The sequence below is a fragment of the Pseudovibrio axinellae genome (genome assembly GCF_900110875.1).
GTDB classification, from domain to species: domain Bacteria; phylum Pseudomonadota; class Alphaproteobacteria; order Rhizobiales; family Stappiaceae; genus Pseudovibrio; species Pseudovibrio axinellae.
Genome location: NZ_FOFM01000002.1, coordinates 241,779 through 263,290 on the forward strand (window position 1 = coordinate 241,779; position 21,512 = coordinate 263,290).

20 protein-coding genes are annotated in these 21,512 nt (G+C 49.1%); 7 read left to right on the forward strand and 13 right to left on the reverse strand.

The genetic code is table 11. The features are described from left to right. Positions 1-158: 158 nt before the first annotated feature. The 7 genes from rplS to ffh all read right to left on the reverse strand — a co-directional run bounded on the left by rplS (position 159) and on the right by ffh (position 5,015). Positions 159-620: a 50S ribosomal protein L19 gene (rplS, locus tag BMZ51_RS06060; RefSeq protein WP_068004743.1), complete on the reverse strand. Its 462-nt coding sequence runs from the start codon at positions 618-620 to the stop codon at positions 159-161. 205 nt (positions 621-825) lie between these two features. After that, positions 826-1,527 carry a tRNA (guanosine(37)-N1)-methyltransferase TrmD gene (gene trmD / locus BMZ51_RS06065; protein ID WP_068004680.1) on the reverse strand — a complete coding sequence of 234 codons (702 nt, stop codon included), beginning with the start codon at positions 1,525-1,527 and terminating at the stop codon, positions 826-828. 74 nt (positions 1,528-1,601) lie between these two features. Continuing rightward, positions 1,602-1,805 carry a hypothetical protein gene (locus BMZ51_RS06070; protein WP_068004678.1) on the reverse strand — a complete coding sequence of 68 codons (204 nt, stop codon included), beginning with the start codon at positions 1,803-1,805 and terminating at the stop codon, positions 1,602-1,604. A gap of 352 nt (positions 1,806-2,157) precedes the next feature. Next, positions 2,158-2,715 carry a ribosome maturation factor RimM gene (rimM, locus tag BMZ51_RS06080; RefSeq protein WP_068004674.1) on the reverse strand — a complete coding sequence of 186 codons (558 nt, stop codon included), beginning with the start codon at positions 2,713-2,715 and terminating at the stop codon, positions 2,158-2,160. A 36-nt stretch (positions 2,716-2,751) separates the two neighbouring features. Beyond that, positions 2,752-3,147 (reverse strand): 30S ribosomal protein S16, encoded by a 396-nt coding sequence (rpsP, locus tag BMZ51_RS06085; RefSeq protein ID WP_068004671.1) that lies wholly within the window; start codon positions 3,145-3,147, stop codon positions 2,752-2,754. Positions 3,148-3,167: 20 nt separating this feature from the next. Then, the gene (locus tag BMZ51_RS06090) at positions 3,168-3,485 is read right to left on the reverse strand and encodes a chorismate mutase (RefSeq protein WP_068004669.1); all 318 of its coding nucleotides are present in this window, start codon (positions 3,483-3,485) and stop codon (positions 3,168-3,170) included. Continuing rightward, positions 3,486-5,015, reverse strand: a complete 1,530-nt coding sequence (gene ffh, locus BMZ51_RS06095; RefSeq protein ID WP_068004667.1) for a signal recognition particle protein — start codon at positions 5,013-5,015, stop codon at positions 3,486-3,488. It abuts the gene before it with no gap. A gap of 397 nt (positions 5,016-5,412) precedes the next feature. Here ffh and BMZ51_RS06100 point away from each other — a divergent pair, with 397 nt between their 5' ends. Together BMZ51_RS06100 and BMZ51_RS06105 are read left to right on the forward strand one after the other, a co-directional pair. Next, positions 5,413-6,411, forward strand: a complete 999-nt coding sequence (locus tag BMZ51_RS06100; RefSeq protein WP_082825590.1) for an alpha/beta hydrolase — start codon at positions 5,413-5,415, stop codon at positions 6,409-6,411. 335 nt (positions 6,412-6,746) lie between these two features. Beyond that, complete coding sequence (locus tag BMZ51_RS06105; protein ID WP_068004663.1) at positions 6,747-6,950, forward strand: hypothetical protein; 204 nt, start codon at positions 6,747-6,749, stop codon at positions 6,948-6,950. Between the two features lie 525 nt (positions 6,951-7,475). On the opposite strand, the gene BMZ51_RS06115 is transcribed toward BMZ51_RS06105, so the two are convergent. After that, positions 7,476-8,153, reverse strand: coding sequence for a YggS family pyridoxal phosphate-dependent enzyme (locus tag BMZ51_RS06115; RefSeq protein WP_068004742.1), 678 nt, complete (start codon positions 8,151-8,153; stop codon positions 7,476-7,478). Positions 8,154-8,366: 213 nt separating this feature from the next. Here BMZ51_RS06115 and leuS point away from each other — a divergent pair, with 213 nt between their 5' ends. The 4 genes from leuS to BMZ51_RS06135 are packed head-to-tail and all read left to right on the forward strand — an operon-like array spanning position 8,367 to position 12,990. Next, positions 8,367-10,979, forward strand: a complete 2,613-nt coding sequence (leuS, locus tag BMZ51_RS06120; RefSeq protein WP_068004659.1) for a leucine--tRNA ligase — start codon at positions 8,367-8,369, stop codon at positions 10,977-10,979. After that, positions 10,966-11,568, forward strand: a complete 603-nt coding sequence (lptE, locus tag BMZ51_RS06125; RefSeq protein WP_068004657.1) for an LPS assembly lipoprotein LptE — start codon at positions 10,966-10,968, stop codon at positions 11,566-11,568. The genes leuS and lptE overlap by 14 nt, the downstream gene beginning before the upstream one ends. A gap of 7 nt (positions 11,569-11,575) precedes the next feature. After that, positions 11,576-12,616 (forward strand): DNA polymerase III subunit delta, encoded by a 1,041-nt coding sequence (holA, locus tag BMZ51_RS06130; protein WP_068004655.1) that lies wholly within the window; start codon positions 11,576-11,578, stop codon positions 12,614-12,616. Between the two features lie 38 nt (positions 12,617-12,654). Further along, positions 12,655-12,990 (forward strand): shikimate kinase, encoded by a 336-nt coding sequence (locus BMZ51_RS06135; protein WP_074881871.1) that lies wholly within the window; start codon positions 12,655-12,657, stop codon positions 12,988-12,990. A gap of 299 nt (positions 12,991-13,289) precedes the next feature. On the opposite strand, the gene BMZ51_RS06140 is transcribed toward BMZ51_RS06135, so the two are convergent. The 5 genes from BMZ51_RS06140 to mnmE all read right to left on the reverse strand — a co-directional run bounded on the left by BMZ51_RS06140 (position 13,290) and on the right by mnmE (position 19,313). Beyond that, the gene (locus tag BMZ51_RS06140) at positions 13,290-14,189 is read right to left on the reverse strand and encodes a ParB/RepB/Spo0J family partition protein (RefSeq protein ID WP_068004653.1); all 900 of its coding nucleotides are present in this window, start codon (positions 14,187-14,189) and stop codon (positions 13,290-13,292) included. 107 nt (positions 14,190-14,296) lie between these two features. Continuing rightward, complete coding sequence (locus tag BMZ51_RS06145; RefSeq protein WP_068004650.1) at positions 14,297-15,124, reverse strand: ParA family protein; 828 nt, start codon at positions 15,122-15,124, stop codon at positions 14,297-14,299. Between the two features lie 15 nt (positions 15,125-15,139). Next, positions 15,140-15,757 carry a 16S rRNA (guanine(527)-N(7))-methyltransferase RsmG gene (gene rsmG, locus BMZ51_RS06150; protein ID WP_068004741.1) on the reverse strand — a complete coding sequence of 206 codons (618 nt, stop codon included), beginning with the start codon at positions 15,755-15,757 and terminating at the stop codon, positions 15,140-15,142. Positions 15,758-15,803: 46 nt separating this feature from the next. Beyond that, complete coding sequence (gene mnmG, locus BMZ51_RS06155) at positions 15,804-17,687, reverse strand: tRNA uridine-5-carboxymethylaminomethyl(34) synthesis enzyme MnmG (RefSeq protein ID WP_068004647.1); 1,884 nt, start codon at positions 17,685-17,687, stop codon at positions 15,804-15,806. Between the two features lie 276 nt (positions 17,688-17,963). Then, positions 17,964-19,313: a tRNA uridine-5-carboxymethylaminomethyl(34) synthesis GTPase MnmE gene (mnmE, locus tag BMZ51_RS06160; protein ID WP_068004644.1), complete on the reverse strand. Its 1,350-nt coding sequence runs from the start codon at positions 19,311-19,313 to the stop codon at positions 17,964-17,966. A 98-nt stretch (positions 19,314-19,411) separates the two neighbouring features. Between mnmE and BMZ51_RS06165 the strand changes: the two genes are divergently transcribed. Then, on the forward strand, positions 19,412-21,421 hold the full coding sequence (locus tag BMZ51_RS06165; RefSeq protein ID WP_068004642.1) for a thioredoxin domain-containing protein: 2,010 nt from the start codon (positions 19,412-19,414) through the stop codon (positions 21,419-21,421). Positions 21,422-21,512: the final 91 nt, after the last annotated feature.

Sequence of the window (21,512 nt, forward strand, 5' to 3'; positions counted from 1 at the left end):
CGCCTCCTAAGAGCGCCTCGTGAAAGAGTATTCCATATACCAAAAAGGCTTACAAAATGAGGTTGAGCATCTGATAGTGGAACACTTTCCTAAGACGCAAAAAACCCCGCTGATTTCTCAGCGGGGTTTTAGAAACCAAACAGGTTTGCGAGTAAATCTTACTCTGCAGAACCTTCAGCTTCAGCAACCTTAGCAGCAGCTTTTGCAGCTTTTGCTTCAGCAGCAATAGCACGAGCTTCTTCGTTAAGGCGCTTTGCGCGTACGTTGGTAGCTTCAACAATACGTGCAGACTTACCGCGACGCTCACGCAGGTAGTAAAGCTTCGCACGACGGACACGACCGCGGCGAATAACTTCCACGCCTTCAACCATTGGGCTGAAGATTGGGAATACACGCTCTACACCTTCGCCGTAAGAAATCTTACGAACTGTGAAGCTTTCGTTGATGCCGCCGCCGGAGCGTGCGATGCATACGCCTTCATAGGCCTGCACACGAGTACGAGTACCTTCAGTAACGCGTACGAGAACACGTACGGTGTCACCTGGGGAGAACTCAGGAAGCTTACGCTTACCTTCGATGCGAGCCATTTCTTCGGCGTCGAGCTGCTCAATGATATTCATGGCAGTTTCTTCCATTATAAATATTGGTCAGAGCGTCCCGCAATGATCAAGCCATCGGGACGAGTACACCAAACCTTGGCATATGCCGGGAAGTGAAGTGGAACTAAGACCCTAACGGTAAACGTTAGACAGAATCCACTCCGGTCGGCGCGGGTTTACCGGATTTTTGTTGGCTTGTCATGATAAAAGTGTAAAAACCAACTTATCAACGGTTATTCTTTAAGTAATTCTGCCAAAGGTCTGGTCGACGTTCTTCAGTTATCTTTTCAGAGATCTCTAAACGCCACTGATCAATTAATTTATGATTGCCGCTTTTAAGCACTGCCGGAATCTCGCGGCCTTCAAAGTCAACAGGGCGCGTATAGTGTGGGTGCTCCAACAAGCCGTTCTCAAAACTCTCAGACTCACCGCTCTCTTTATTCCCCATAACTCCAGGAAGAAGACGAACGATACTATCTAAAAGCACATGAGCCGCCACTTCGCCGCCTGAGAGTATATAATCGCCGATTGACACTTCTTCGAGCTGACGGCCTTCAATAACGCGCTCATCGACTCCCTCAAATCGACCGCATACAATCACAATACCTGGGCCATCAGCCAGCTCACGCGCCTTCGCCTGAGTAAGCGGCTTACCGCGAGGGCTCATAAGCAGGCGCGGACGCAGGTCATTCTCTTCAGTGACATCATCGATGGCTTTACCAAGAATGTCAGGTCGCAGAACCATTCCAGCTCCGCCCCCGGCAGGCGTATCATCAACAGAGCGGTGCTTATCCGTCGCGCAATCTCGGATATTGTGCGCGCTCAATGACCAGTCTCCCCGCTCCATCGCGCGGCCAGACATGCTCATTCCCAGGTTCCCAGGAAACATCTCAGGATAAAGGGTCAATACAGATGCACGAAAGCTCATGGTGATCCTGCTATTGTTGTATTCATCGAGATTGCAATAACTCAATTCCCGCTAAAAAAAAAGCAAACAAAACTTCAGGCAGGGAGGATGAACAAAGCCGCAAGGGCAAATATGAAGAGCATCACTGCAGCGGCAATCCCAAGTTTCCACAATCTAGCCCGCCAACGCAGGAATTCGTTGTCGTCACGAACAGCTAGCATGCGATAGAAATAGAAAATGGACAGTGATAATGCCACTACTGTAGCGATTGCTTGAGCAGTGTTGAACACCGACAGCATCTGCTCCCCCTAATTTAGGATAGAGATTTGGGAGAGTATTTCATGGATGCTTTCGCTTGGCTCCCCAAAAACCATCCCGAAAGCGAGGAAGCTAAGCCCAAGCAGAATAAAATACGAAAGAAATCGAAGTGACTTCCGAAGGTTAAGAAGAAAATCACCCTTCGTCTTTGATGCACAGGCATTAATCCAGAAAACGCCACTCATCGTCACACAGAAGAACGCGACTGCAAAAACTATCAGTAGAACGGCAGTAAGCATAAAATTATCCGAAATATGATCATTGATTTCCGGGTAGCATGCTAGAACATTAATTAGGCGTCAATTTCTGAAATAAGAAGTTTCTAAGCCCTATTTATACCGGCTCAGAACCATCTTCCGGCTCTTTCTCACCTTCCTCATAAAAGCCGGTCGGAGCATGAATCTCCATATATCCTTCATCAAGGTCAATGACTGGGACAACAGCTTTTGTGAATGGAAACATGAGAGAGTTGCCACTTTTTGGAGCAACTTCAATCAACTCGCCAGCGCCAAAATTCAAAAGTGTAAGAACTGTCCCAATCACATCACCATTCTCATTAACGGCTTTCAGGCCAATGAGATCAGTGTGATAGAACTCGTCTTCGTCTTCTGTTTCAGGGAGTTTTTCGCGAGCAATATAAAGCTTCAACCCATTAAGCGCTTCAGCTTCATTACGGTCATTCACGCCTTCGAACTTAGTTACTACCACATTCTTTTGGACGCGTGCCCGTTTCACTTTGAATTTGCGATTACCGTCTTCGCTTTCCAGCTTACCGTAATCGCCAAAAGAAAGCGGGTCATCGCCAAAAGGCTTGACCCGCACTTCTCCACGTATGCCGTGAGCAGCCCCGATCTGAGCCATTAGAATGCGGTCTTCAGGCGTGTTTGCCATTGCCGGCGTCTCCTTATCAGATCGGGTATGCTTAACTTATTCGGAAGTTGCTTCTTCGCCAGCTGCCGCAGCTTCTTCAGCAGCAGCTTTTGCTTCAGCTTCTGCTGCCAACTTCTCGTCAAGACGCTCTTGAGCTTTCTTGCCGAGCTTAGCTTTGTTAGGGTTGTTGCGTGGCTCACGCTTCAACAGGCCAGCTACGTCGAGGAAGCGGTGTACGCGGTCAGTTGGCTGTGCGCCATTACCAAGCCAATGCTTGATGCGCTCTTCGTTCAGCTCAACGCGGTTTTCAGCGTCTTTAGGAAGCATTGGGTTGTAGCGACCAACAACTTCGATAAAACGGCCGTCGCGCGGGGAGCGAACGTCTGCAATTACGATACGGTAGAAAGGACGCTTTTTAGCACCACCGCGTGCCAGGCGAATTTTTGTAGCCATTGTTTATTACTCCTAGGTATTCAGTCTGTGCTGTGTTCAGCAGCAATAGCTTCATGATGCCGAATAACTTCCTTCACAATGAAGTTCAGGAATTTTTCAGCAAAGTCAGGATCAAGATTGGCATCGGTCGCTAAACGACGCAGACGCTCAATCTGAAGTTTTTCACGGGCTGGATCAGCCGGTGGAAGGCCGTGGCTTGCCTTAAGCTCACCAACTGCCTGAGTGCAGCGAAATCGTTCAGCCAACATGTGCACCAAAGCCGCATCAATGTTGTCTATACTGGAACGAAGCGCACCAAGGACTACCTTGGCTTCTTCAGTCTTTTCGATCTCACTCAATTACTTTTTCCCCTTGCCAAGCCCTGGCAAACCAGCAGCGCCACCAAGACCAGGCAACTTCGGCCCGCCGACACCCGGCAAGCCTTTAGGCATTTCCATGCCACCTGGCAGCTGTCCAGCTTTCGCCATTTGCTCAAGAGCTTTGGGGTCAATGTTCGGCATTCCGCCGCCCATGCCAGGCATGCCGCCACCCATGGCACCCATCATCTTGCCAAGCATGCCCTTGCCTTTGCCCTTACCCATAGCCTTCATCATATCGGCCATTTGGCGGTGCATTTTCAAAAGCTTATTGACTTCAGCAACCTGCACACCAGAACCAGCAGCAATACGTTTCTTACGGCTTGCTTTCAAAAGTTCAGGCTTGGCACGTTCCTTCTTGGTCATAGATGAGATGATCGCCATCTGGCGTTTGAACATGTTTTCATCAAGGTTGGCCGCAGCAAGCTGCTTCTTCATTTTGCCAACACCCGGAAGCATGCCCATCATGCCGGACATGCCACCCATCTTTTCCATCTGCTTCAGCTGTTCAGAAAGATCATTCAGGTCGAAGTGACCCTTCTGCATCTTCCGAGCCATCTCAGCGGCTTGTTCCGCATCAATCGCTTCAGCAGCCTTTTCAACGAGCGAAACAATGTCGCCCATTCCAAGGATGCGATCAGCAATACGCTTTGGGTGGAAATCTTCAAGTTCATCTGATTTTTCACCGGTACCAATCAGCTTGATCGGCTTACCGGTAACAGCACGCATGGAAAGAGCCGCACCACCACGACCATCACCATCCATACGGGTAAGCATGATACCAGTAATGGAGCAGCGCTCGTCAAAGTTCTTCGCTAGATTGACGGCATCCTGACCAGTCAGAGCATCAGCGACCAGAAGAACTTCATGTGGGTTGGAAGCAGCTTTGATCTGCTCCATTTCCAACATAAGTGGCTCATCAATATGACCGCGACCAGCCGTATCAAGCATAACAACGTCATAGCCACCAAGCTTTGCGGCATTCAATGCGCGCTTGGCGATATCTACTGGTTGCTGTCCCTCAATGATTGGGAGCGTATCTACATCGTTCTGCTCACCAAGCACTTTCAGCTGCTCTTGCGCTGCCGGCCGGCGCGTATCAAGAGAAGCCATAAGAACTTTGCGTTTATCGCGCAGTGTCAAACGGCGTGCAATTTTACCGGTTGCGGTGGTTTTACCTGCACCCTGCAGACCAACCATCATGATGCAGACCGGAGCCGGCGCATTTAGGTCAATCGGATGAGAGTCTTCACCGAGCATCTCAACAAGCTGGTCATGAACGATCTTAACGACCATCTGCCCCGGCTTAATCGACTTAACAACCTCAGCACCAACAGCGCGGTGTTTCACCTTATCGACAAAAGAACGCACGATCGGCAACGCCACATCAGCCTCGATGAGCGCGCGACGCACTTCGCGCAGAGCTTCATTGACATCGGATTCAGAAAGCGCACCACGTTTTGTGAGCTTATCAAGAATGCCGCCTAGGCGATCTGACAGATTATCGAACATGCCGTTCCTTTAACAAATTCGTTTTTCCGAAACGATGGAGGTGCAGTTTAAACGACTAACACGTTCCAACTTCAGGTGAGTTGCTTTACCGCTGACTTTCACTCATGCACTCGCCGTATCATGCGAACTTACATAGCAAAAAATCACCCGAGGGCGCATCGCGCTGTCGGGTGTTGATCTCTGGGATCGCTTTATACCTTTTCGGGTCCCAGTCAATGGCTCAAGAACAAACCTGTTCAGAATTCCAGCACTAACTAGTTCTTCCGAGCAAGTGAGTCAAGCCAGAAGGCATTATTATTTTTGAAAAGAACCACTGAAAACCCAGTAAATTCCCATGATTGCCCGCATACAGCAGATCTCGTAGCTTGGTATGACCACAGACCTCACTGGACCAGTAATGATCAAGATACTCTTTGGCTTTCTTATTGTACTTGCGGTTGTTGTTTGGGGTTATGGTTGGGCCACCAATCAATTCACCCCTATCACCGTGAGTTTCTCGCCTTCACAAATAACAGGCGACGTTGAGCGATACCTAAGAGAAAAAGAGGCTAAGTTTCTTGATATAAAGCCTGGCCTTGAAAAGCAAATTATCTGGAATGACCCGCAAACCAAAGAAAAGACGCGCTATTCTGTTATTTACATTCATGGTTTTTCTGCCAGCAAAGAAGAAATTAGACCCGTACCGGACAATGTTGCATCGCTGCTCGGAGCAAACCTATATTTCACTCGCCTTCCTGGGCACGGCCGTACAAGCGCCGCTATGTTGGAGGCCTCATATAATGATTGGGTCGACGACTTAGCTGAGGCAATCGAGATTGGCAGGAGAATTGGTGAAGAAGTAATTATAATTTGTACGTCTTTGGGCGGCACTTTAACTGGATGGGCGGCCATGGATGCGCCCGCACAGCAAAAAGATGTTGTTGCGATAGTATTTGTCTCGCCAGTCTTTAAGATTTATGCCAGTGGCAGTTTTATGCTCACCGCTCCTTACGCAGACATCATAGTCCCACTCGCAATAGGCCCTTATCGCAATACCGACCCTAATGCTGATATGGACAAACTTTATGCTTGGAATATTTGCTACCCAAATGAAGCTTTGCTTCCTCTAGCCCAATTCATCAAGCTGGTGTCCATTGCTAAACCGGAAGCAGCTAAGATACCTGCCCTATTCATATATGATCCCAACGATATCGTTTCTGATGAAACCGTGACAGCCAGTTACTTCGAAAAATGGGGCGCGCAGAAAGACAGGCTGATCATCAAGCAATCAGGTGATCCCAACAATCATGTTATTGCCGGAGATTTATATAGTCCGGGCAACAACATTATCGTGACAAATAAGATTATGACGTGGCTGAGTACAATGGGCATTCAGGGTCTTAGCGAAAAACTCTGATTACAGCGCAAGAGAGTCCTTCCAAAGAGCTTCATACTTATTGTTTTTGCCAGCTTCCCCTCACTCGTTTCTTTGCCATGGCCCATTCAAGCCAAAGAGCGTCTTAGGCGAAAGCTTAGCGCTTATCTCCTCAAAACACGTCTCCCACATGCTTCGATTTAATACTTCTGCCAAGGGGGGATGAATTTCTAGACCTCCGCCAGGGCACCGCTAAGCGAATTATTTGGTTCGACGATAAAAAAGATAGCAAAACCCCACTGTCTATCATCTATATACCTGGTTTTTCAGCAAGCAGTTATGCGATCCATCCTGTTTCAGGCCGCGTCGCACATGCAATGGAAGCCAACCTTTATTACACTCGGCTGACAGGACACGATCGCACCGGCGAAGCTTTGGCTGAAGCTACCTTATATGACAGGATCAACGACCTTGCAGAAGCCGTCGAAATTGGTCGCCAAATCGGTGAAAAAATAATCATTGTATCCACCTCAACAGGCGCAACGTTGTCGGCATGGCTTGCCATGCAAGGCCACCACTGAATGAAGATGTCGCGGCAATGGTGTTTCTCTCGCCAAACTTCGGCTTAAAAGCTGCAGGAGGCTTTCTCCGCGATATACCATTTGCAAGAAAGTATGTGCCTTTGGCCCTAGGCAAAGCTCGAACATTGTTCACCAAGCCGTCAAAAGCAGAACGGCTTGGGTGGGCCCATCAGCTATCCAAACGTGGCATTCCTACCGTTGGCAGCATCTATCACCGTTGTGCAGGAGTAAGATCCTGTAAAAGCAACTGCTCCATCGCTATTTATCTATAGCGAGAAAGATGAAACCGTTGACGCAGCCTTGACCGATATACACTTTGAGAAAGGAGGCGCGCACAAGCAGAGACTGATCGTTGCAACATCAGGTGATCCGAACAACCATGTCATCGCAGGCGATATCCTCAGCCCACAAAACAATGACCTCTTGGTTTCAACTATAGTGGAATCGCTTAACGCCAACCATCGGCTCCTGCAAGTGATAAACGGGCAAGTGCTCTTTTGCCCGTCCACCCCTTAAACAGAGAGCCTAGTGCGAATAATCTCGCACTCCAAAAACAGCAGAACCAACGCGAACATGGGTGGCCCCGTGCTGCACAGCTATCTGATAATCTGAAGACATTCCCATTGAAAGCTTTTTCAAACCATTCCGCTTCGCAATCTTCTCAAGCAAAGCAAAATGCATACCTGGAGCTTCTTCAACTGGCGGAATACACATCAAACCTTCTATCTCAAGACCCAACTCATCGCGACACTTCGCAATGAAATTGTCAGCCTCTTTGGGCGCTATCCCTGCTTTTTGCTCTTCTTCCCCGGTATTAACCTGAATAAACAGCTTAGGGTGCTTCTCTTGCTTATCCATTTCGGTCTTCAGCGCCTGAGCGATTTTTTCTCGGTCAACAGTATGAATCACATCGAAGGTCTGGACAGCTTCTTTAGCTTTATTGGACTGTAGCGGGCCGATCAGGTGTAATTCGACACCTTCAAACTCATCACAAAGCTCTGGCCACTTCCCCATCGCTTCCTGAACACGGTTCTCACCAAATACGCGTTGTCCTGCTTCTAATACATGCTTAATAGCTGATGCTTCAAAGGTTTTCGAAACTGCAATCAAGGTTGCAGAGCCACTTGGACGCCTGGCATCCTTCTCAGCTTTTTCAATATTTTCCTTCACCTCTTTGAGGCGTTGTGCAGCTGCATCGCTCATTTCAAACTCCAGGCAAAAATTGATGGTGGGCACATGAAATGCGCGTACCAAGGCCCAAAAGCAAGAGTAGTTGCACACCATTGAGAAATTTCTGACAAATCTCCTAGGTTTTTCCTTTGCCTACCGCTTGACCAAGCTGGTAATTTCTGGTGACAGTCCGAACAAACGTAATTTGCTTTTTCGAGACAAAAAATCAAACACACGGCGGAATAAATGGCTACGGATAGGTATAATGCACGCGCAACGGAAGCGCGCTGGCAAAAAGTATGGGACGAAAAGAACGTCTTCGAGACGGACAACGATGATCCGCGCGAAAAATACTACGTACTAGAGATGTTCCCTTACCCATCCGGTCGTCTACACATGGGGCACGTGCGCAACTACTCCATGGGTGATGTGGTTGCACGCTTCAAACGCGCACGCGGCTACAACGTTTTGCATCCGATGGGTTGGGATGCATTCGGCATGCCTGCAGAAAACGCAGCGGCTGAAAAGAAAGTGCACCCAAAGGGCTGGACCTACGACAACATTGCAGCAATGCGCGGCCAGTTGAAGACAATCGGCCTGTCGTTTGACTGGAGCCGCGAATTCGCAACCTGCGATGAAGACTACTACGCACAGCAGCAGGCGCTGTTCCTGGACTTCTTGGAAGCTGGCTTGGTTTACCGCAAAAACGCAAAGGTAAACTGGGATCCGGTCGACATGACCGTTTTGGCAAACGAACAGGTGATCGACGGCAAAGGCTGGCGCTCTGGCGCAGAAGTTGAACAGAAAGACCTGACCCAGTGGTTCTTCAAGATCTCTGATCATTCCGAAGAGCTGTTGGAAGCAATCGACACTCTGACCGAATGGCCTGAAAAAGTTCGTCTCATGCAGAAGAACTGGATCGGCAAATCTGTTGGTCTGAAAGTCAATTTCGAGTTGACCGAAACAGCTCCAACCGGTGATGAGACTCTGGAGATCTTCACGACCCGTCCAGACACGCTGTACGGCGCGTCCTTCATGGGCCTGTCACCAGATCATCCAATTACGCAGAAACTGGCTGAAGACAACGCAGAATTGCAGGAGTTCATTGCTGAATGTCGCCGCATCGGCACGACAGCTGAAGCAATTGAAACCGCCGAAAAGCTTGGCTTCGACACTGGCCTGCGCGTCAAACATCCGCTGGATCCATCTTGGGAGCTTCCAGTCTACGTGGCAAACTTCATCCTGATGGATTACGGCACAGGCGCGATCTTCGCATGTCCTGCACACGACCAGCGCGATCTGGACTTCGCTCACAAGTACAAACTGCCAGTCACAGCAGTTGTGCTGCCAGAAGGTGAAGACCCGGTCACATTCGACGTTGGCACCGAAGCTTACACCGGCGAAGGATCCATCTTTAATTCCGAGTTCATGGACAGCATGTCCATCGAGGATGCGAATAATGCTGTTTCTGACAAGCTGGAAGCGCAGAGCACCAAAGGCAAACAGCAGGCACACCGCGAGACCAACTACCGTCTGCGCGACTGGGGTATCTCCCGTCAGCGCTACTGGGGTTGTCCAATCCCTGTCATCCACTGTGATGACTGTGGTGTTCAGCCTGCGCCAAAAGAAAGCCTGCCAATCGTTCTGCCCGAAGACGTCACGTTCGACCGTCCGGGCAACCCGCTGGATCGCCATCCAACATGGCGCAATGTGAAATGCCCATGTTGTGGCAAGGATGCTCAGCGTGAAACCGACACCATGGATACCTTTGTGGATTCCTCTTGGTACTTCGCGCGATTCACCGATCCAAAGAACAGCAATCCGACCGATCCAAAGGTTGCCTCTGAGTGGCTGCCAGTTGATCAGTACATCGGTGGCATCGAGCACGCGATCCTGCACCTGCTCTACTCTCGCTTCTTTGCACGCGCCATGCAGATCACCAAGCATCTGGATGTGAAGGAGCCATTCAAAGGCCTCTTCACACAGGGCATGGTGAACCATGAGACCTACAAGGATGTCGATGGAAAATGGATAACACCAGCTGAGATCAACATCATCAGCACCGAAGGAGACAGAAAGGCCGTTCACGCAGAAACCGGCGCTCCTGTCACCATTGGTTCTATCGAAAAGATGTCCAAGTCGAAGAAGAACGTTGTTGACCCAACCGACATTATCGACACTTACGGCGCTGATACAGCTCGTCTCTTCGTTCTGTCTGACAGCCCGCCAGAGCGTGACATCATCTGGACTGAAGACGGTGTCATCGGTGCATGGCGTCACGTACAGCGCGTATGGCGTATCATTGGTGAAGTCTCAGAAAAAACTGAAGCCAACATCGCAAAGCCTGCTGAGTTCAGTGATGAAGCAACAGCCCTGCGCCGTGCTTCTCATAAAACTCTGGCTGCCATCACAAAAGACTTTGATGGCCTTGGCTTCAACCGTGCTGTTGCCCGTCTTTATGAGTTCACCAACGCGATCAGCAAGGCGCTTCAGGCAGACCTGTCCAAACCGGACATGGCGTATGCTCTGCGCGAAGCAACTGGCTTCCTCCTGCAGCTCATGGAACCAATCACACCTCACCTTTCTGAGGAATGCTGGTCCATGCTTGGCAATGAAGGACTGGTATCCACATCAAACTGGCCAGCTATCGAAGAGGATCTGCTGGTAGAAAACACCATTACGCTTCCGATTCAAATCAATGGGAAGAAAAAAGGTGAGCTTTCTGTAGCAAGAGACTCTTCCAAAGAGCAGGTAGAAGAAGCTACTCTGGCACATGAGGCTGTTCAGAAAGCTCTGGATGGCAAGGCCCCACGTAAAATCATCGTGGTACCTCAGAGGATTGTAAATGTCGTTGTTTGATCGCCCTGCTAAATCAGGTCGCCCTTCCCGCCGGGTTCTACTCGGCGGGGCAACAATTGTTGCGGGTGCACTTCTTCTTTCTGGTTGCCAATTTCGCCCCCTTTATGGAGTTAGCCCGAACCTGACTACTGATGGTTCTGAGCAAACCCCGACGGTCCAGAACCGCATGGCGGCGATCTCTATGGAATTTCCAGGTTACGGAGATTCAAGTTCGATTAAACGCATCAACCAAGTGTTGAGGAACGAACTTATCTTCGCATTTAATCGCGGTGGAGAAGGTCTTCCTTCACAGTACCGGTTGGAAATCCTGACAGATAAACGCCGTGCTGAGGTGGGTGTTGAGCAGCTGGCTGACGTCCCAACAGCTTACAACATTACGCTCAACACAAGTTTTGTGCTCTCAGATATTGCAACAGATCGAACGCTCTACACCGGGCGATCCTTTGCTTCAGCATCCTTTGACTTTTCAAGTCAGCGTTTTGCCAACCTGCGGGCAGAAAGAGATGCAGAAAACCGTGCCGCTAAGGTTGTCGCAGCAGATATCAACACCCGCATCGCAAGCTTCTTTGCCACGCATCCTGTAGAATAGGACCATTATGGTAGCCCTCAAAGCTGCTGAGATAGACCGATATATCGCCAACCCGCCAGACTCTGTAAACCTCATTCTTGTTTATGGGCCTGATACCGGGTTGGTCAATGAGCGTGCGCAAGCACTCATTTCAAAAGCTGCAGCAGAGAATGACGACCCCTTCTCACAAGTAAAGTTAGACGCAGCTGACATCGCCGCAGACCCAAGTCGGCTGATCGACGAAGCGCTGACAATCCCTCTTTTTGGCGGTCGGCGAACCATTTGGGTTCGTGAGAATGGAACAAAAAGCGTGCTGCCAGCAGTTGAAACGCTCCTTAAGAACAACGACTTCTCAGCGTTCGTGGTCATAGAAGCGGGCGATCTCAAAAAAACGGCAGGTTTGCGCAAAAAATTTGAGTCCAGCAAAACGGCTATCGCGATCCCCTGCTTCGCAGACACCATCAAAGACGTAGACCGCCTTATTGACGAAGAAACGCTCTCAGCAGGCCTCCAAATAACCAAGGAAGCACGCAATTCGCTACACACCTTACTAGGTGCTGACCGCATTGCCAGCCGCGGCGAGCTGAAAAAGCTATGCCTTTATGCGATGAAAGATAATCGTATTGAGGTACATCACGTCGAAGAGATTATTGGTGATGCATCTGCATTTGCAATGGATGAGTTGATTGATGCTGCAGCTCTTGGTGACACAGTTACACTGGACCATGGCCTGGAGCGCCTCTCAGCCTCAGGGACGGACGCCGGCGTAATTGCATCTCAAGCTCTTCGCCACTTCCAAATGCTACACCTGTGCCGTTTAAAAGCCAATCAACGTATTCCTGTAGAAGATGTGATCGGCGGCATGCGGCCACCCATTTTCTGGAAACGTCGTGCAAAGATCGTCAGACAGGTTGAAGTCTGGAACGAAGATTTTCTAGAACGAGCACTCATTCGCCTGAATGATACTGTTAAAGACGCTCGCTTAAATGCAAATCTGTCATTCGCAATTGTTTCACACACCCTACTGGCGATCGCACAGGTCGCGAAAGCTTCTAACAGGCGACGCTAATACTTACGACTTGAGATAATAAGATATCGAGGTTCGTTATGCATGTGAAAGGCAGACATATATTTTTGATAGGCCCCGGAGGTGTCGGAAAAAGCACTGTAGGTCCATATCTTGCGCAAAATCTATGTTTGCCGTTTCATGATCTAGATGATTACTTCTGCGCTAACATATCCAACATAAGAAGCTTCATAGCCCAGTATGGCTATGGCGGTTATGTTCGGCAAAACTCTTATTGTTTCTTCGACATGATGAACTCAGCAAAGCATGAGGCTGTTTTTGCTCTTTCCTCTGGCTTCCTGATCGAAGAGAAAGAAAATCAATTTGTAAAAAAAACCAGCAGGCTGTACGTTCCTTGGGTACAACGGTTTTATTAACCCCTGCGCACGACGTCGAGACTGCAACCGACATCGTTGTAAAACGACAAGTCAGTCGAGGGTTCGACTTAGAGCCAGGAAATGAACGACTTAAATTTCTTAGTCGGATCGAAATCTATAAATCCCTAGCTGATCACATAGTGCGCTCCGCTGATGAACCGCAGCTCGTTGCAGATAGAATACAAAAACAGCTATCAAAAGAGATCGCTCTTTACCAAATTTAGTTTTGCCTCCGAATCTAAAAAGGCCGCGCCTCAATTCAGGGACACGGCCTTTTCGTCATCTTAAAGCGGGAACAATCAGTTCTGGATGCCCAGCAAGCGGCAAACTTCGTCTAACTGCTCCACATTCTTGTACTTGATCTTAAGCTCACCAGTGCCCTTTTCAGTCTTGTGAGCAATAGCCACCTTAAGACCCAGACCATCAGCCAAACGCTTTTCTAACGCACGTGTATCCGCATCCTTCTCAGGCTTCGGAGCAGCCTCTTTTTTCTGGAACAAGTCAGGGTTCTGAGCCAGACGCTCTGCATCACGAACTGTAAGCCCCTTCTCCACGATCAACTCAGCCAAAGCTGCAGGATCTTCTGCAGTGATCAACGCACGTGCATGACCCGCGGTGAGAAGCCCTTCTGCAAGATAGTCTTTCACAGAGTTTGGCAGTTTCAGCAAACGCAATGTGTTGGCGACATGACTGCGGCTCTTGCCTATTACCTTTGAAAGCTCGACCTGGCTGTACTGGAACTCTTCTATAAGTTGATCGTAACCCAAAGCCTCTTCGATAGGATTTAGGTCTGCACGCTGAACATTTTCGATGATTGCAAGTTCAAGCGCTTCTTGATCAGTCACCTCACGAATAACTACCGGGGCATCATGAAGTCCTGCTTTCTGGGCGGCCCGCCAACGACGTTCACCAGCGATAATCTCGAAGTAACCAGGTTTATTCGGACGAGGACGAACCAAAATTGGCTGTACAATCCCCTTTTGCCGGACTGACTCAGTCAGGTTATTGAGATCATCTTCTAAGAATGATTTTCGAGGGTTCCGTGGGTTTGGTTTAAGGTATTCAATCGGCACCTTCCGCACGTCACGGCTTCGTTCTGTCGTGGATACAGCTGGCTCTGAGTTCACATCCCCCAACAGTGTAGCAAGGCCGCGCCCTAGTCGCTTATTGCTTCGCCCTGCTTCCTCAGTTTTTGCCATTTCAATTCCACCTATCTACATCCAAAAGAGCCTCGGAGTCGAAGGCTCTTTCCCGCACCGTTTGCGGGCCAAATATCAAACTCTTTTAAGTATAAGCGGCAACCTGATCAGGCAGCCGCCATTCGCATGTCACGTTCACGCTGAATAATTTCGGAAGCAAGTCGTAAATAAGCCTGTGAACCAGAACACTTCAAATCATAAAGCAAAGCTGGCTTACCGTAGGATGGAGCCTCAGAAACACGTACGTTACGAGGGATCACAGTATCATAGACGGCATCACCCATCGTTTCGCGAACATCCTGCACAACCTGGCTAGAAAGGTTATTACGGCTATCGTACATCGTAAGAACAATGCCATGAATGCTCAGTTCAGGATTGAGAGACTGCTTTACCTGTTCAACCGTGCTGAGCAACTGACTAAGGCCCTCAAGAGCAAAAAACTCGCACTGAAGCGGCACCAGAATACTGTGAGATGCAGCCAAGGCATTGATAGTTAACAGGTTTAGAGACGGTGGGCAGTCAACAAGAACATAGGAATATCCTTGTGCGCGTCCTTCTTCAGCCTCCTGAGCCATACCTGAAATAGCATTACGTAGACGGAACGTACGATCAGCGGCAGCTGAGATTTCCAGTTCGACCCCAAGTAAATCCATAGTTGACGGAGCGATCCACAAACGAGGTACAGCCGTTTCCAAAATAGCTTGCTCAAGTGTGGAGTCACCGCTCAAAACATCATAAGTGGAGTATTCGCGGTCAACCCGATCGATACCAAGACCAGTGGAGGCATTACCCTGCGGGTCAAGGTCAATAATCAGTACGCGCTCGCCAATAGCAGCAAGCGCAGTGCCAAGATTGATGGCTGTTGTCGTTTTGCCTACGCCACCCTTCTGGTTGGCTATAGTCAAGACACGTGGAGATTGCGGCAGTAAGCTCATCCGACAGCACCCTAGTTAGTTGGTTTTTGGATCAATTTTTGAAAGGACCAAAACGCGACTTAGCGGATCTACTAGACTTACTTTTTCTACCAGATCAATCGACCAGTCGGCAGATGCTTCTTCGATTTCCCGACGAAAATCTCGTCCTTTGTGGAAAACAGCCTTTGCGCCCCCTTGCACAAACTGCGATGAAAACCCACAAAGAATCGGTAAGGAAGCCAAAGCACGGGCAGAAACACCTTCAATTGGCGTATCCCAATCTTTCGTAACGGCTTCGATTCTACCCGCATGAACTTTAGCATTACAACCAGTTTCTCGCGCGACTGTCCGCAAAAATGCGGCTTTGCGTTGGTTACTTTCAACCATGTTCACGATACCAGCGTCGCCTTCTTGTTTCAGGAGTATAGCCGTCACAAGGCCTGGAAAGCCTGCTCCACTACCAAAATCAATCCAATTGCGTGCCGCCGGTAAGCTTCGCTGTATCTGGATAGAATCAGCGACGTGCCTCATCCAGATATCATTCATCGTAGATGGCGCGATGAGATTCTGTGCCGGTTGCCACTTTTGGACTAAGTCCACATAAATGCTTAGCCGCTCAAACGTTTCACGTGAAACATCATTATACATACGCATCACAGGCGTAATCTGGCTGTAATCAGCCCTATTTTCAAATGACATACTAAACAACACCAGCAATATTTCTGCCTGAACGGCGAATAAACGCGAGCAACAATGTCAACGCAGCAGGAGTAATCCCATCCATGCGTGACGCCTGCCCGATTGTTGAAGGACGCAAAGCTTCGAGCTTCTGGCGAACTTCGTTAGAAAGCCCAGCTAGAGCAGCATAATCAATCCCTGCAGGAATGACCAGATCCTCATCCCGTTTCAATGCTTCAATATCAGCAGCCTGGCGCTCCAGATAGACGGCATACATTGCGTCAATAGCCACCTGCTCTGCGATCTGCATTTCAACATCATTCAACTCATCAAAGATCTCGGCCAGGTCTTTGAGAGAGATATTTGGATATGCTAACAAGTCGAAGGCGGAGCGTTTCACGCCATCCTGGTTGATTGGCAGACCGTGCTTACGTCCTTCATTGGGCGTAATCTTTAAGGACTGCATCAAGTCTTTGGCTTTAATGAGCTTTTCAACCTTCGTCTCGAAAGCGACTCGACGTTTTTCACCAATACAGCCCCATTCGATGCCCATTGGAGTAAGACGCTGGTCAGCATTATCAGCACGCAGTGTAAGACGATACTCCGCCCGCGAGGTAAACATCCGATACGGCTCAGAAACACCTCGTGTAATGAGATCATCGACCATAACGCCGATATACCCATCAGCACGACCAACCGTCACTGCGGGGCCATCCTGAGCGGTTCTGGCAGCATTCAAACCTGCCAAAAGACCTTGTGCGCCAGCTTCTTCATAGCCAGTAGTACCATTGATCTGACCCGCGAGGTAAAGGCCCTTTTGCTTCTTCACCTCAAGCGTATTGGTCAGTTCGGTTGGATCAATATGATCATACTCGATTGCGTAGGCTGGCTTGAAGTACTCGACCTTCTCCAGTCCTGGAATAGTCCGTAAAAATTGAATCTGAACGTCTTCCGGAAGAGATGTAGAGATCCCGTTTGGATAAACAGTCGGATCATCCAATCCTTCGGGTTCCAAAAACACCTGATGGCCATCACGATCACCAAAGCGCACAATCTTGTCTTCAATAGAAGGACAATAACGTGGCCCCCTTCCCTTAATTTCTCCTGAATACATCGCAGAGCGCTTGATGTTATCACGGATGATCTTATGGGTCTCAGGTGTGGTGCGCGTGATATAACATGGCACCTGTCGGATCTGAATTTCATCTGTCAGCGTTGAGAACGGAACTGGTTCTTCATCACCTGGTTGTTCCTGCAGGATGTCCCAGTTGATAGTACGACCATCCAAACGCGCCGGAGTACCAGTCTTCAAACGACCAAGGCGAAGCCCAAGCTCTTCCAGTGACTCAGACAAACCAAGAGCAGGTGCTTCCCCATCACGCCCCGCCGGGATCTGTTTATCTCCGATATGAATGAGCCCACGAAGAAACGTGCCGGTGGTGATAACAACCGCTTTCGCCGAAACTCGGCGACCATCGGCAAGGGTCACACCTTTAAGGACACCACCCTCTCGGACGAGCTTGTCTGCTTCACCCTCAACAACATTCAGGTTTTCAATAGCTTTGATCTCTGCCTGCATCGCCTCACGGTAAAGCTTGCGATCAGCCTGAGAACGAGGCCCTTGTACGGCTGGTCCTTTACGTCGGTTAAGCATGCGAAACTGAATACCAGACGCGTCAGCAACCCGTCCCATCAGTCCATCAAGCGCATCAATCTCACGCACCAGATGTCCCTTCCCCAAACCACCAATGGCGGGGTTACAAGACATCACACCAATCGTGTCAAAGCGATGCGTGATCAGCGCGGTATGCGCACCCATACGAGCAGACGCAGCAGCAGCTTCACAGCCAGCGTGACCACCACCGATGATGATAGTGTCAAACTCGAGATCAAAATTATCAGACATTTCGGTCCTGCATTTCGCCGTTCTAAGTACAAAGATACGTCTGTTGCATACTTTGCAAGCTTCTGGACCTATGTAGGCCGCAGATAAAACTTGGGGGAATTAGAAGGGCAATTACCTATTTTCTTGAAAACTTGATACAACAGCTCACGCTTCGGGTCAAAGAAAACAGCGCACTGAGTCGCAGATACCGCAACTATTGTTTTCCACGAGACTCACCAAGTTCTCCCCAATGAGTCCCAATTTTCTAAAAACGTTTCACGTGAAACATGGTATTTTTTACTTACCGACGCAAAAATCACGGAAAATCACATCGAGTAAATCTTCAACATCGATTCGACCTGTGATGCGACCGAGCTGGTCAGCAGCCCGTCGAAGATCCTCGCCGCGCAATTCAATTGGATAGCCGACAGCTTTAATGGCTCTGTTCAGATCATCGGTACACTGAGTAAGGTGACTACGATGACGTTCACGCGTTATCAGCGGGTTTTCGATAAGGCCAATATTTCGTTCCGCAAACGACTCGAGGCTTGAAAGTAGCGAGTTCATCCCCCCCGTACCATGCACGGAAACGTCTATCACTTCGCTTGTTTCGAAAGAGTCATGACCGGCACAATCACCTAAATCGCTCTTGGTGTTCAGTCGCCAAATCTCAGCTCCACTTGTCAGCAAGCTCTGCGGCAACTCTTCAGCTTCGACGTTTGGTGCATGTGTCCAGAGTATAAGATCCGCATTTTCTGCTTGTACAAGAGCCCGGCGGATACCCTCTTTCTCGATCATCCCAGCACTCTCGCGAATGCCAGCTGTGTCGATGAGGGTTACCGGATAACCTCCCAAATCCAAATGAACCTCAAGCACATCACGCGTTGTACCAGCTTCGGGTGTCACTATGGCAACATCCCTCTGGGCCAGTTTGTTCATCAAACTGGATTTCCCTGCGTTTGGCGGGCCTAGCAAAACAACCTGAAGACCGGAACGAAGCCTCTCCCCTCGCCGCGCATCAGAAAGATGATCCAGCATTTCAAGACGCAGCTTCTCAAGCTCAACCCAAATTTCATCGGCTACAGAATCCGGAATATCGTCTTCATCGGAAAAGTCGAGTTCAGCTTCAATCATCGCGCGGCTGCGAATAAGGGTCTCGCGCCACTGCGAGTAAAGCTGACCTAGAGCGCCATCCATCTGCCTTTGTGCCTGACGACGTTGGGCATCAGTTTCCGCATCAATCAGATCTGCAAGCCCTTCAACTTCTGTAAGGTCAAGCTTGTTGTTGTGAAAAGCTCTCCGCGTAAACTCACCTTGCTCCGCTGGTCTGCACCCTTCAAAGCTGGAAAGCACACGCAAAACAGCAGCTACAACAGCTCGTCCACCGTGACAATGCAGCTCTACTGTGTCTTCTCCTGTGAAGCTTCCTGGTCCTTCAAACCACAAGATCAACGCGTGGTCTAACAGTGAACCATCTACAGGATCCCACAATTTCTTCAGGTTAGATTCACGTGAAACAGGGAATTTACCTTTAATAAGCTTTCTTAAAACTGGTCCGGACTGAGAGCCAGATAAACGGATAACAGCTACACCTGAAGGCAGTGCGCCGCTAGAAACTGCAAAGATTGTTTCCTGTTGTGTATTCATTCTAAGCCCGGTTCTTTATTCGCTATGAGATCACATATGGACTGCGTTAAACCTACCCTAATCGCCAAGCAATACCTTGAACTCAGGATCACTTCTTTATGAGCAGAAATCGCTTAACGAACGCTTCAAGCCCTTACCTTCTTCAACACCAAAATAACCCTGTCCACTGGTGGGAATGGAGTAAGGAAGCACTCGAAGAAGCCCAAAAAACAAACAAGCCTATTCTGCTGTCTGTTGGTTATTCCGCTTGCCACTGGTGCCACGTCATGGCCCACGAGAGCTTTGAGGATGATGCAACAGCGGCGCTCATGAATGAGCATTTCGTTAACATCAAGGTAGATCGTGAGGAGCGTCCTGACATTGATCAGATCTATATGCAAGCATTACATATGCTAGGTGAACAAGGTGGCTGGCCACTCACAATGTTCTTAACACCGACCGGTGACCCTTTTTGGGGTGGAACGTATTTTCCAAAAGAGGCTCGTCATGGCTCTGCCGCTTTCAAAGAAATCCTGTCAGCCATCGCACATAGTTTTTCATCTGACAGAGACACAATCGAAGCCAACAGGCAGGCGATCAGTCAAGCCTTAAACACACCACCCGCTGTCGCCGCCCCGCTCTCAAACTTTATGATCACCGCTGCCGGCAAACAACTTTTTTCAATGCAGGATGAAGAAGAAGGCGGAATGAAGGGCGCCCCGAAGTTTCCGCAGGCCGCAGTTCAGGAGCTGATTTTTAGAACGGCAAAAGGGCAGAAAAATGCCTTCATGCGTGAACAATTTCTCAGAACCACAAGAGCAATTTCCCAGGGTGGAATAAACGATCACGTGGCAGGAGGTCTGGCTCGTTACGCAGTCGACTCTATTTGGTTGGTCCCACATTTTGAGAAAATGCTCTACGACAACGCTCAGTTTATAGAACATCTGTGTTGGGCCTATCAAGAAACGGGAGATAAACTGTTTCATATCCGAATCCAAGAAACAATTGATTGGCTTTTGCGGGATATGAAACTTCCAGAAGGTGGCTTCACTTCTTCTATGGATGCAGACAGTGAAGGCGTTGAAGGCAAGTTCTACGTATGGACTTATGACGAACTTAAAACCATTTTGCCAGAAGAGCACTTCGAGCTGTTTTGTAACACCTATGATGTGACCAGCAGCGGCAATTGGGAAAATCAAACGATCCTTAATCGTCGCCACTCCCTTGCTCTTTTAAGCGCCTCTGAAGAGGAAACACTAGCCGAATGCCGAGCGCTCTTACTCAAACACAGAGCCACGCGCATACCTCCTCACAAAGACGACAAAGTCCTTGCTGACTGGAACTCGATGCTCATCTGCGCACTTATCAAAGCAGACGAGCTAGTTTCACGTGGATCTTATCGCAATTTTGCAAAGGCAGCTTTTAGCTTCATCACAGAACATATGTTGGTCGAAGGAAAGCTCAGTCACTCATGGCGGCAAGGTCAGCGCTTAGAAACCGGTTTCGCATCGGACTATGCCTGGGCGGCAAGAGCTGCGCTGGCTTTATATCGTTCGGAGGTAGATCCATCTGAAAAACAGAGCTACCTTACAAAAGCCGAAGAGCTTCTGGAAATATTGAAAGAACGCTTTACGCACGCCAATGGTGGTTTCTACATGACAGACAAGGACGCGGACGATCTCATCCTTCGTCCTTATCATCCCTATGATGAAGCAACTCCAAACTATAACGCAGTGGCCGCCCTCGCCTTTTCAGAGCACTGGATCCTGACAGGAGATGTATCTTCACGCGATATAGCAGACGGCACCTTCAATGCATTCACCGCAGATGTCCATAAGAACGTCTTCGGCACAGCCGCACTTCTCAATGCATTGGATACCCGCACACGATTCAAGAAAGCACTTGTAGTTCTGGGTGCTGGTACGGAAGCGATTCCATTTTCAGATACGCTAAAAGAACAATCAGACCCAGCTTTCTACATAGACGAAATACCAGCAGGTGCACCTCAGCCTATAGAGCTCGAAAACTCATCTTGGAACAACGGCGAAGCAACTGTTTTTGTTTGCTCGGAGAAAGGCTGTTCGCTTCCTGCGACCACATCAGAAATGGTGAAACAACAAATTCTGTAAGAAATAGAACACCACTGACTCACAGTTTCACGTGAGTCAGTGGTAGAAATTAGAAGATTGAGTTTGCACGTGATTCACGTGAAACATCACA